General features: G+C 43.9%; 1 protein-coding gene. It reads right to left on the reverse strand.

The features are described 5' to 3' along the window. Window positions 1-17 precede the first annotated feature (17 nt). Entirely contained in the window at window positions 18-14675 is a 14658-nt protein-coding gene (locus ABW391_RS01845) for a hypothetical protein (RefSeq protein WP_353480111.1), read from the reverse strand. Window positions 14676-14795: the final 120 nt, after the last annotated feature.

Raw genomic sequence — 14795 nt, forward strand, 5'->3', positions numbered from 1 at the left:
TCTTTTATTTATCTTGTTTATAACCCACGCAAGAACCTTGCGGCTTGCGTTTCTGTATCTTGTAGCGCAATTCCATCGCTGGCTGTGCCATCACCTGGTGCATACCAAGTTACGGCTTGGCGCACTAGAATTGTTACTTCTACGCCTGCCGCAGGAGCGGTCAACGGTGGGAATACAGAATCATCCACCCTAAATTCAACAGCCAGTGGATTATAGTCTGTTACAAAATAACGGTATTGACTGGTTGCTGTATTATCGCTGTAAGCGTATTGGCGTTTCCCGCCTACATAGACTTCAACTGCGGCAGTTTCAACTGCAGAATCTTCAAAATTATTAAATTCTATGCTGGGTGCATAGAATATCGTGGTACTGTCATCCCCTGTGCTGGTATCACTCACAATGTAGTCCTGCAACTGTTCAGGCAACAAATTGCCTCGGCCCGTGTCATATACATTGGCTCCGGTGTTGTGATCTGACGCGGCAGTGCCTGCTGTGCCACGCATGAGTCCTGTAATGGCGTTTGCCACAACGTCTCTAGCGCGATACATAATGCGCTCTCCGTCAATTGTGACAACGCCAAAAATTCCCATTTCTAAATCAGGCTCACTCAATTGACCAGCATTTGCAACATAAGCAATGTTGGCAGTGCTTGATAAGTCTTGTGCTAATGTTGTGGTAGTTGCTTCCGTGATTCTATAAGTTGCTTGCACACCGCGCATGTCTTGGAATATACGGAATGCCATGGCATCTGGCACCACACTATTGGTATATGCTTCAATTACTAAAACTTGTGTTGACCCAATCACCCCAGTGGCCAGTATCAAATAATCACCTTCCACAGTATAATTAATACCTTCGAACAGTCTATTACCATCTAGTGTTACCCACAACCTACTGGCATTGTTCAGGTTTCTTTCTAGATAGAAATTGTTTACAGATACGGTGGTTCCTAAAGAAAAATCATATGATCCTGAGGTATTATTAAAAGCATCAGTTGCAGAACTTCTAACAAAGGTAGTTCCAGTGGCAGTTCCTGTGCCAGAACCAATGCCAGTTGTAACAAAAGATACACCCACAGTGCTTGATGCGGCTCCAATTGATACCCAGTTAGTTGTTCCAACAGTTAAAATAGTATAGGTGTTACCTATTATAAATTGCCCAGCGGGGTAAGTTCCTGACCCAGCACCATCAATAAACAATGGATCATAAAGTGTAGTGTCGTAGCCTTCAGTAAGAGTTAGGCCTTCTGACTCAGGGCCCTGGAATACTAGGGTCAACGGCCATTGTTGCGCAGTATCATTCCAGGTGGTCACGGCAAACACATCATTCAAGTTTACTGTGGCACTGATCTGCACCTGATTTCCAACAATCGCATAATCTGCCAGCGTGTCAACTGCAATCAAAATTCTTGCACCACTAGGCGGTGGAGTAAAGAACACAACCTGACGACCCGGTGTGTTACTACCAGTCCAAGCAGTCACAGCGTAGTTGCCCTGAGTGGATCCAACGTTTTGAACTTGTAAAATATTGTCTACCCAAACAGTCACATCACTAATGGCATTGATCGCCGATTGACTATAGTTGCCACGTTGCGGTAACCCAAAACTCACGCTAGAATCATCACCAATCCATTCAATACCTTCTGGTGGTCTCAATCTCAATCCGTTTTTAGTAACCACAGCGTTGGCTGGATTTGAACCTTGCACACTATTGGTCAACACTATAATCTTGTTTGAAACCAAGTTGGCATCGGCCACTTGATATTGCACCTGTGGTGTGCTCCATGAGTATACAGTAGATGCTTGGCCTGTTCCTGATCCCGCACCTGTGGCAACAAAACTCACGCCCAGGGTGTTTGACGCGGCGCCAATAGTAGTCCAGTTGGTTGTTCCAACCGTGGTAATTGTATAGGACTTGCCTATTACAAAATATCCTGCATCCACGGTGTTGGTTCCAAATATCACCATGGCAATGCCATCTGTAGCACCGTAATCTGTACCAAAGTCCACTGTACTTTGTAGGGTAGGAACAAATTCAAACCAATACAGTAGGTTGTCAATACCCACACCCACCGGCACATCTTGCAGTGCGCGATAGTAACTGCCACTGTTATTCACTACGTCAAGTTTGCTATAACTATCTAGTGTATCCCAATCAACACTGTCAACATACGGTTGCCAGGTTACACTGTCAACATTTTCGCCATTTACAAATACCGCAATGCTGACAATTTCTGCTGTGTTAACCGGGACCACCACTGTCTCACCAATGTCGCCGCCGATATAATTGGCACGATATAACTGGCTGCCGCCCCCCAATTCAAACATGTTGATCTGGAACTGATTGCCCACTGACATGGTCAGTAAAGAAACAGTTTGGTCCACGTAGTCAACAGTATAATCAATATCAAGTGAGAGATCTAACCCAGTAGTGAGATTGCTAATCAATACCTGAACTGGATGTTCTACGATTCCAGCCCAACTATATGCAGTTTCAACAGCAGGGTCGTATGTGTAACGAATTGTGCTCCATTGGAATCCGTGGCCATCTCTGTTCCAGTCTGCACCCGGACGAGTGTAAACGCGGAAATCAAGAGTGTCAAATTCTGCACCATTGATTAATTCTTCTGGAGAATGGCCTTCATACAAGCCAATGAATGCTCCACCATCAACGTTAATGTCTGTAGGCAGTTCTCCCAGTGTGGTGTCTGTGAACTCGCTGGTGTATTCAGCATCAATGCTCAATGGATCGCGCAAGAAATAATCGCCGTAGACTTGCACACCTGGGTAATCAACTCCGTCAATCAACAGTGGCAACTCAAGCCCTGGCTGATTAACTCCAGGAACATAGTATCCCATGGTACGATCTACGCCAGTTAGTGTTCTTGCAGGAACCACAGTCCAGTCTTCAAGATTAAAGTCTGGTCCCACCACTGCGGTAGAATCTGCAGGAGTGGCCGACCATACTCGGTCATCGTAACGTACTAGCATGCCTGACAGGTAAGTGCCATTTGGACTCCAGGTCAAAACATCACTAAAATATTGGAAACGATCGTATTTGATCACTGTGCGAAAACTACGTGCTAAACCAGTATATCTTCCGTTTGTAAAGCCTGCTTCTGCTATGCGATTCATCACAGCATACGCACGAGCCGCAACACCATTGCCACCATCAAATGTAATTGTTGGCGTTTGGCTATAGCCCGAGCCTGAATTAGTAACATTTACAGCAACTACTTGTCCCAGGCTGTTGATCACTGCTGTGGCTTCTGCAGGATCAATTGCATCTCCTGTGATAATAACTACCGGTGGTTCAGTATAACTTGATCCTCCATCGATAATTTCTATTCTTACTAGTTTTATCAAATAATTACTGTACCACTGGTTATAAGGCCATGTTGACCATAGCGCACTGGTTGCTGGCAAGTCACTTTGTGTATTGGTTGGCGAATTAAACGCATCGCCATGGTTGTATGGCAACAAAATTGGGCTTGTAAATTTAGGTATTTCTAACGTGGTGTTATAATAGGCCGGCAAATCAAAGTCAGTTAAGTCGCCGAAAAATTCATCTGACCCAGAGTATTTCAAATTGAATTCACGAATGCTAACATGATAGGGCTTGACTTCTTGAATATAGTCACTTACAAATTCTTGATTGTCAATTATGTAGTTTTGGTATGGAATCAACTGACGAATTCTATGGTCCACATCGATCAGACTGGTCTTTACCAACCATTCAGGTGCAGAGAATTCACTCAACACAAAGTTAAACATCAACACCAAGGCCTTGTTGCGTTGTATGGCAAGATCATCAATCAATAATTCTTCGTTGATGGCTTGAATAATTTTTCTTGTTTCAATCACTGGCTCTTGATCAAAGTATTGTGCATCAAATACCTCAACGTCAAATCCAAAGCGGCCTAGTGCATAATCCCAAAGTTCTGCATAAAATTCAATGGTGCCATCTTGCAGTGCAACTCGTTCAAACCCAAGGTCAGTTAGCAAATAAATTTCAAACTTGCCTTGTGCATTGGCAGTGACTTTGACACTACTACCAACCGGCACTGTAAGAGTAGTCAGTGCTGAATATGTAGAAACTTCAGCCACGACCTTGGTGCTGGAATTGTATCCTGGGCGGTACCAGGTGATGTAACTCCAATAGTCAGGTGTATTATATCCTTGGACCTTGGATAATTTTAACACTCTTGTGTTGGCTTGAGTGTCACTTTCCTCAACTGTGTAGATTGTCCACAGTCCACGATTGAGACTGTCAGTGGTCACAAGATATTTGTACCCCAGTGGAATTGATCCACTGGTATTAGACCAAAACGGAGTTTGGAATCCTAGTATTTCTAAATTGGCTACTTGTAAATTCCAGTTGGTTACAGAGACGCTGTCTATGATTTCAGTTTGTGGAGGAATAGGTGCGCTGGTATTGAGTAGCGCAAACGATCTACTTTCACTAATAGGATATTGTGCCAGCACTGTGTTTGCACGTTTTAAATAATTTTTAAGAGCCGCAAAACGATCCACAAACATGGATTGACGTGGACGGAATTGCACCCCATAACGTTCCGCTGGGCTTAGATTAGGATCAGGAACTTTGTTGCCAAATGTGTCCACACCGCAGAAACTGTCTTGAAGTTTGCGGTACAAACTGTCGCTCAAGAATCCATCAGCACGATCTTGTGGGATCAATTCATATTCAACGTGTACATTATCCGTGGTATATTCACGATCATACTCAATGTTAATAATAGTATCGCTGGCTTCAATATAGTCAGCACTGTTGTACAGAGCCACAGTGCTGGCATTGATTGGTGCCAGGTAAGCAATGCCACTGGCCTTGGGATCGGCAATATATGATGCAACTGTGCTGGCTGGTAATGTTTTGCCCAGTTGTGTCGCAGTCACGGTGATACCTCTCACCCAGAAGTAGTAATAGGTGGCAAAGGTTCCGTCTTGTGACAGATTGGTATTCACAGTGTAAGATGCCGTGGTTAACGGAGTTCCTTCACCAGCGTAGGCAGAAGGAGGCGTTGTGCTTTGTATCCACTGATACACATCGACTTCGCTGCCTGGAAACAATTGCGCCCAACGCCGAGAAGCATAAACAACACTGTCTTGATTGGGATCAATAAATCTCACTGTTCCGATGTCCCACCAAATTTCTCCCACATGATCTGCAAACCAGGTGGTGCCTTTGATGTTTGCAGGGCCTGTGTTGTAAGCGGCAGGATCAACTGCACCAATGTAATCGATATTGGCCCGCGCCGCACCCAATATCTTACCTTGCAGTGGGTTAATGAAGTCCAAGAACTGTGTTCTGGCGCTGGTGATTCTATCGTAAAAGAACACACTATTCAACAGTCGAATATCAACTGTGGGCTGTTCAATCTCTGCCACACTCCATGCTGCCGAACCGGTTGGGTTTTCAAACACAAACACCGCACCAAAATTGGCTGTGCTATCTTCACTGTCATTCTTGGGTGCGCCTGCCATGAGCACACCTGACGTGTAATTTACTGCCGTGCCAAATGTGTCATACGATTGTACTTGGCTGTTGTTGATTTGTTGCCCAAATACAAATTTACCTGGGTTGGTAACAGTCAACGAACTGCTTGGCAAATAATCAAAAGTATAGATTGCACCACTTTGTACAATCACAGAGAAGAATATGGTACTGCCAGCATCAAAATAAGTTGTGCCATCATCAAATACAGTTTCGAGATACAGTGTGCCTCGTGGTGCGCCAACAACCAAATTGATAGCATTGTCGTTGACACTGATGGCGCTGCCAAACGCCGCATATTCCACAGGATAAGGACTGGTAATCAACTGTGTCCAAGCAAATGTTGTAAATGCAATAGTATCAAATGCAGTGCCCACGCTACCGGGTGCTATCTGCAATTTGTCATATTCAGGCGCCGCCGCTAGGTTCTTGGTTGATATAGTAAGATGTCCGTCAACATTCACGACTGCTATTACATTAGAAACAGTTGCGTTGATTTGTGCGGCCAAAGTCCGATAACTTACCGATGCTGATACTATGGTTGAATTAACTTGCGACCAATACGTTGTGTTGGTTAATGCTGTAGAAGATGGAGTATACTGCAGAGAAACATAGATGATAGTTGACGTGCCACTGGTGTTATAGACCACTGTGTTTTCATTGTATGATATACCCGCAGACCAAGCGCCAGGCACTATCACGTCTTGATTGTTCACCCTCAGAGTATCACCAGGGGTCAATGTGCCAAATGGGTTGCCGCAGGCCAGGGTGCCATACACACGGCTTTGATTAACAAAACGTTCAACCACACCACCTTTAAAAATTTGTTGGCTGCTTTGTGGTTCTCCCACATATAGACTACAATTGTTGTCGCAGATTTCTACTGCTTGTCCAAAGTTTGAAAAGTCAGCCACGGTGTTTTGCGAAACTGTTTGTAACAAATTGAATTGATTAGTTTCAATTTCAACCACATCGCCTACCTTTAGGTCACCCAAGATTGTAATAGTATTACCGCTTACTGTGAAAGAGTTTAGCGCATCAATCACGCTGTCAGTTTGATTGATATAAAACTCATTGTTCACAATCACACTCACCGGCGCAGTTGGCGCAGATCCTAGCACTGTAAAGTCAGTACTAGACGAATTGCTGTCGCAGATGAATCGTTGCACGTTGCGGTCAAACACGTAAACTTGCCCGGCTTCCACGTCGCCATCAACTGTGATATAAGGAGTTCCCACCAGGACCTGGCGACCATCTGTGGTACATGAAATGCTGTGACCAAAGCGATCAGAAGCACCAAGCCCAGCCACTGTGAGAGTGTTTGCATATTCAAAGTAACCTTCGGCTCTTGCAACTATAATATTACTGCTGATATATGATCCGGTAAATGTTACCGTTGTGCCTGCAAATGTGTAATCGATGTTGGGGCGCAACAACTCATCATCAACTGTGATACTGAATGAGTATATATTTGTGGCAGTAAACAATCCCACATTGCGTCCATCCGCATCGATAGTATTATCAAGATCAACTGTTGACGCAGTATATGGAATTTGGAAACTGTTGTATCGTGCAAATTCAATCAGTACTTCAGCAAGGGCAGTACCTGTACCCGATCCCGCACCAGTGGCAATAAATTCAACTCCCACAGTATTTGAACTTGCGCCAATTGCTGTAAAATTAGTGGTGCCCACAGTTAAAATTGTATATGTTGCGCCCGGAATAAAATTACCTGCTGTGGTATTTCCTGGTGCAGATACAAAAGTGACTGTGCCAAAACTGCCATTGATTGTGTAGTCGGTTCCAACTGTTTGTATTTGTCCATTTAATGTGACTTTGAGTTGGTAGTCGTTGTTGATTTGTATGGTATCATCGATGGTGTATGTTGTGGTCACTCCGTTGGCAATCGTTTTGATAACTTGATTCTGCCAATCAACATACCCATATGCATGAGCACTGTTTAGTCCCGGTGCGCCGATGTACATCCAACGCTCGTCGAGACTCATGGCCACCCTGTAACCAAATTCTCCAGCGCCAGTTAGTAGTGTACCATATCCTGCGGGTTGGGTAAGCAATTGCCATTGTCCAAACGGAATAGATCCTGGTACCCCCAATAATGGATCTCGATAGATCACACAGGCATAACCATTGTTGGGTTGACTGCCTGATCCCAAACTAGCACTGGCACCGGCCACTGCCCAGGTTTGATTGCCAAAGTCTACGGCATTACCGTATCCGCGTACACCTGTTGCATCTAGTGTGAGTATTGCATCGCCGGTGCCTAACGGACTAACAGGTGTATACTGATCGCTGTAACTCTTGACATATACATATATTGCGCCTTTGGCGGTGCCTGTGTAAAATCCATAGTTTGGACTGCCTACAAATGCGGCCAATTTGTTTCTGGCCTGTGCCACGCTGGCACCGTATTGTTCTCCAGCATCTAGCAGTACTGGATTCAATGCAACAATGCTTGAGAACACATCATTTTTTTGCAATACTTCCCAGAGTCCGTCACCGTTGTCGTCGACCCAAACTTTGGCGCCTGGCAAGATATTTAGAGCATAAGGCAAACTATCAACATCACTGGCTTGAGCCACTCGCATGGTCTGTAATGTGAATCCAATTCCTGTGCCATTGGCCACTGCACGGTTGCTGGTAAATGCAAATGCAATGTTTACTGTGTCCAGGTTTGGTACACTGAGTACTTGGTACACTCCATTGATTTCGGTGTCAAAGAATTTGATGATCAGTTTATCACCTGTTGCCAGACCGTGTTGATCATTAAAAATCACACGACTTGTACCGTTCAAATTGTCGCAAACGTGTTGAATTTGTCCAGGTACTGCCTGCGCACGATAAATGTTCCAATCGTAGTCGTTGATCTTGGCCACCCAGATGCTGGTGCCTACCTGGATTGAATCAATATTTGCTGCCATACTCTCTGTGTTTGTGATGTCAAACACTGTGATATCAGTGTCGTCAAGACTCACATAACCTGCCGTGGGTAACCCAATGTCTGTGGGCAATTCAGTAGTGGTGGGAAGAATATCTGTGCTGGTTAGTTTGTAACTACTACGCCACACATCGGTCAAGTATATTTGTTGGTCTGCGGCGCTTGCTTGTTGCGGCACAACAACTTGTACCAGGCTAGGATTTGCACTCAATAACGCACGGTTCAACTGCAATTCAATAAAACTGCGATTGGCATTGGCACCATATGTTGCACGTTGTACTGCCCAGTTTTCATAGATTGTGTAGTCAGCAGATTCTTTACCTAGGTTGGCAGACTTGAACAAGTCTGTGGCTAGTCTAGTACCTTTGGTGCCTAGGAATTGCCGATATACATTGACCTGACTCACATCGTCAAGGTTAAGTGCGGCTAGATACTGACGTGGCTTAAATCCAATCAAGCCATAGGATAATAAATCATTGTCTGTTTCAATATTGGCAGCGTTGATATTGTAACTGTTGGCCAACTGATTGGCCTTGTTGGCCAAGTTAGGCAATAGTCCTAGTTCAATCTGTGAATAGTCACTCTGAGTCCAAACATTAAAGTCAAACTTTGCGCTGGGTTGCACAATTGTCAATGCTGACCAGTATACATTTTTGTACTTGACAATTTCGCCCTTGGGATAGATTTTTAATCCAGTCCACTCTTTGACGTTGTCTTGATTTAAAATAAATCCTGGAGTATCTACGCTGCCGTTCCAGTCACTGGTGGTCACCGCTACTAGATTCAATCTACTCTGTCTTGCACCAGTGACTGGATTATAAATCAAATCTCCAAACACACTTTTATTATCCAACACAATCATGTGTTCGTAATTGGTAAATCTCAAATTGATATAACTTATGCTTTGTGTGGTCAGTGGCTGAATAGTAAATGTATTTCCCAGTCGTACAACATTTAACGAACGTGTGGGTATTTCGTTTGAATTTTGATCCAGTAATAAGTTTTCGCTGGTTTCAGTCACAATGCTGTCGACCACTGCACCTGGTCGGGTAACAGTCAGCCCTCCGGCCAATGGATTCAAATTGATAATGGCATTTGTGCTCCAGCCTTGTTGGCTCCAGTACAAGAATTCCGTGACCATTCTTGACCAGTCCAGTGTGTAACCATTGACTCTGTCGGTAAATGTTAGTCCTTGTTTTTCCAATAATTTACCGTAACTCAGTAAGAAATCACTCACTGCGGTTTCATTCACAAACACAAATCCATACGGAACTTGTGTCACATTGTCTGAATAGAAAGTTGGTACCCGCACCGTGATACCGCCGGCACTGTATTCTTCCAGTTTGCCCACTGCTTGGCTTTGTAATATTTCAAAATACGGTTGAGTTGTGCCATAACCAAATACAGCGTATCCGCCACCATCGACTTTTTGCACAGCCACACTGCTGTATTTTATCTGATCAAACGGCTGATTTTTGTACAACAAGATGTTGTAACTTTCGTCTGGAATCGTCAGCGTTGTGTTGGTACTGTTGGGACTAGACTTCTCAGTAACCAATTTGACATATTGTTTGTCTGAGTAACTGGCCATTCTATAGCACAATCTCACATCTAGTGCCGCAAGATCCGCAGTCAAAAGATCAGTTGAGTTGATACCAGTTTGTCTATTGTAATCTACAATCCAGTTAATGTAACTGGCTTTGCTGACGTCGTTGCCATACACCTCGATACCATTGGCATCCAATCTATAACGTTGATTGTAGAGATATTGATTGTAGTCAGTATCGAACTTATACAAATCACGATCGGCAAACAGCGCAAAGAACTCGGCCGGACGAGTAACTGCCAACACATGCATTACCGAGAAAGGATATGAACTGGAATTCCACCATGACGCTTCAACTGGGCCGCCATCGCCAATGGCCCAACTCTTTTGATATCTGGCGCTGACATTTTGATTCAATGGCACACCGCCCACAACACTGTTTTGTGGACTCAGTAACTCGCCTTCGCCGCCTGTGGGTATGACCGATGTCAACCCTAGTCTTGCGTAGTTGGGCTTGTAGTAAGGCACAACAGGATCTGCCACAAGGCCGGCTTCCAAGTCGTCCCACAACACCAAGTTGTCTGCGGTATATGGGGCAGGACCGTAACGATCTTGCCACCAGGTGGGTTCAATTTCTAAGCCTAACATTTCCCAAGGTGTGTACTCGGGCTGTTGTGTGTCGTAGAAGTAGCGATAGATACCGCGCCAGGCGCCTAGTAAATTTTGGTTGTTGAGGCGGTTGGTAGTGCCACTATAGTTCCAGGTAAACTCATTGGTGGCACTAAATGTTTGTTCTTTGTAATTTAGTTTGTTCCATCCGCAATAACTCAACAAGTCCTCGGCAAAGATATTGTTAATTTCTTCAAAGGTGTATCCTGTGTCACGGAACTGTCCGGGCAACACATTTTCTATTGTGAGAGGTACTGGGTTGCCATCTTGTTTGATATTGTTGTATATTCTTGTTTCAAATTCCAACAATACCTGATCACGAATGTCTCCGAACACTGGCGTCTCACTGCCGTCGTGTCCGAGTATAAATTCGCCTGTGCCATTTGAAGTTACCAGTGTTGTTATCTCTGGTTCATATTTTGGATACAGGCCCATCTTACTAGGAGTGTTGGGTACAAAATTTCCGTAAGTGGCGCTGTATTCATTGATGGTAACAGTATCGCCAACTGCAAGAGTCGCTGATATTGTTAGTCTTGGGCCGTCGGTTGCCACAACATATTCTAGGTCCCTGGTTAATATAATATCATTCAGATATACACATAGTCCAAGATAGTTGGCCGAAGTGTAGTTATACACCTGCACAGTATCAAACGTGGGTCTGGTGGTTAGTCCCACAGTGTAGGTATTGCTGTAACTTGTGACGCCTTGCGGGATCATGTCACTCCAGTAGAAAGGCTGTGTTTCGATCTTTCCCAGAGTGATGTCTTGAATGGCTTGATCAAGAATTGTGGCTGTGGTTTTAAAAGCAATATTGTTTTGGGTCAACACTGCGTCTAGCATTTGCGCTTTGAACTTTGTGTATTCGCGACTGTTGTATTGTAAAGATGCAAATATATTGTAACTGGGACTACGCATGAAGTAGCCGGCCAAGGTCAACGGTGCGCTTTGTTGTAGAATTTCTAGGCCATAAGGAATAATATTGCCAAGGTCTCGACTGTTGTTTGAGCCATTTATTGGTCCAGTTAGATCTAACAAGTTTTCGCAAATGGTTTCGTAGTGAGTACGAATTGTGCCCAGTGTAAATGCAGAACTGTTTGCATTAAGGGGATTACTTTGTAAATTATTAGGGACTTGATAAAAACCTACCGTGCTAGTTTGATCACTCAATGCCAACACTTCAATAATGTCAGTAGGCAAGTAAGTATCAGTCAATGTGATAACAGTACTGTCGGTGCCAACAGTGTAGGTGTACATGCTGGGTTCAATGAATACACTGCCAACGTAAATTTTGATTACAGGAACTGCAATTGCGGTTTGTGATGTCACTGCAATATCAAGTTTAAGACTTTGTCCTGTATAGGTAAATTTAAATTGTTGATAGATTTGTTGTTCAACTGCCGCAGTTTGCCAACCAATCAGTTTGCGATAAGTCACACGATCTTCATACTCTCTTGCGGCGCCTGAACTGATAGGAGTAACTGTGCTGACATTGTCGATGGTATAGGTGAATGTGTCAACGTACAAGTTGTTGTCAAACAAAATATCACCAACGTTGTTGATGTTGAGATATTGCAAAGGAAATTGTAAAACAGGATCAAGTATGGTTGTGTCGCCCACAGCATAACTGAACAACTTTGAGCCTACAAAGTCGCTGGATTGATATTTGACTCGATCGCCAAAACTCACACCATCTATATCGTATACGTTGTACAACGGTGCCTGTTGTACTGAAGTTTTTTGTTGTGCTTCAATCCAGGCTGTGCCATCAAACCAGAATGTTAGTCCAGCAATGGTGTTGCCATCAATGCAAACCGTAGATTCGTCCAATTGAACTGCACCATCTGCGGCTTCGGTCAACACAATAATTGGCTGTGCAATCAGCGGAGGCACAGTATCCGGCGTTGCAAAACTTACCACATAGATTTTGTCACGTACATTTAAATCTTCATCTGCGGCAAAGATAACTCGTGAGCCTTCTGCCAGGGTATAATCGTCGGTTGTATAACCAGTAGATCCTTCTACGTTTGAAAACGCATCAGTTTCTGTGAAGTCAATGATATCCACTGGTGCTTTGCCACTGGTTCCCATGTTCCATAAACGTATGCCCGGACGGAATTGTATGATTGGTCTCTTGGCACGGAAATTGTTGTCAATGTCGGCGGTTGTGTTGTTATACACCGCGGTGGCGTTGATTACATCAATATGGAACCAGCGATTACTTCTTGTCCATGCGTTTAAATCTTTGCTGGCGCGACTGATAGTTAGATAATCTATATCTGCTGGCTCCACTGCAATGGTACTGTCAGTGTAATCAGTTGCATAACTTTCGTATACTGTGAAATTTTCAACAGGTAACAATTCAATTGCAGTACCTACACCACTCACATAATATTCGTGATTGCTTATAGAGATTGCATTCATTGTGCCGGTGCCTGTTTGCAACGTCACTACCGAGCCGTTTGGTATTGTACTTACTGTGAATTTAAGCCCATTGGCCGCGATTGATCTTACATAATAAGTTGTGCCGGCATCAAGTCCACCTAGAGTTGGTGTTAAGAATACGATTTCCTGTCCTACATATAAATTGGTAGAATTGTAGTAGGTAATATAATTTGTGCCGGCTTCGGTGGCTGTGCATTGAAAACTACTGGTGCCCGAACCGTAACTAACAGGGACAATGTCTCCAGTAAATCGTACTTTGAGGCCATTGGTAAATGCCACTCCATTGGGACTGGTGTATGTTTTTTGACCAATAACACTGTCAACATCAAGTATACTGCTGTTGCCAGGCTCAACCAAAAGAATGCGGCCAAAAATTTCTGCGTTGGTTCCAGACTGATAATACAAGGTATCTTGTGGCGCGGTCAATAAAGGAATCTGTTTTAATGTACCAGTTGCATCTTTGAACCATTGGGTATTGCTATAAACAGTACCGTAGATAATATTAAACTTGTCAAGGTTTGCAATATTTGATGTCTTAACCAAATTAATATAGTTGACACCTGCGCTTTCTACATAGGTAATAGTCCACACTTGATATCTATCTTCGGGTGGTATATCAGTTGTTTGACTGTATGTTGTAGTATCATAACTACCAACCAGTCCGTTGTTAGCAGATCCTGCAACTAACGGATCGTATCCAGTGGTCCGTTGCCAGCCGCCGGCTTCGGCATCACTGATCTGATTGGTGAATATCAAGGTACGCCCATCCAAATTGGTAGTGCCGTCAATTCCACCTTGTGCTATGATAAATTCTGTTACTGATTTATTATTAATTTGAGAGAATTGTAATGTGGTCACCAGATCAATGGAACCAATGCTGTTCAAATTATTATAAAAGATTTGTGCGGTTTTAAGCGGAGCATTAAAAACCACAGTCCCAGACGTTTCACCATTGTTAGCAACCCCATACACATCTCTACTGCTGATGTTTGGGGTTGCAGGTATTTGCCCTGATATGCCCGGTTCTGACTGTATCCAAAATTCATCAGATACTTGGAACGTGTAACTGCCGCCGCGCACTAATTCAATCACAGGATTATTGCCGTTGACGCCTGAAAAATTGTAAGCGTTGTTACTGGTGGTTACTACAAAATTATCAGTGGTAGGAATACCAGCAGATGCCACGTCCACTGCGGCCAGGCCAGCAGGAATCCAATAGTACTGGCTGAAATTTATAAATGCATCAAAGTCAACAAACGGATCCCAGGTATAGTATTCACTTGAATATAATCTGTCAGGGCGACTGCTGTTGCCTCCTTGAAATCCCACAGCGTCATTGATGCCCGGATAGGTGATAGCATTTTTGATAGTATCAGTGTCAGGCACAAGACTGATTACCGCTGGTTCGAGTTGATAGTCGGCCCGTGTTTTTGTGGGTTCAACCACATATTTGTCGTTGGGGTTCACGCCTGGACCAACAGTACGACCAATAAAGCCTTGTGTTTTTCTAAAATTAGGTTCTTGAATCAGTTGATCAAGTGTGGCTGCCAAGAATTGCTTGTTGGCATCAGTCTGAAATATCTCAGGAAGAAAATCTACACTGCGTGTGTTGGCCATCAATATGATCCTCCACCACTGTAGCCACCACCACCACTGTAGCCACCACCACCA

This window comes from Haliscomenobacter sp., from assembly GCF_040403615.1.
GTDB lineage: Bacteria > Bacteroidota > Bacteroidia > Chitinophagales > Saprospiraceae > Haliscomenobacter.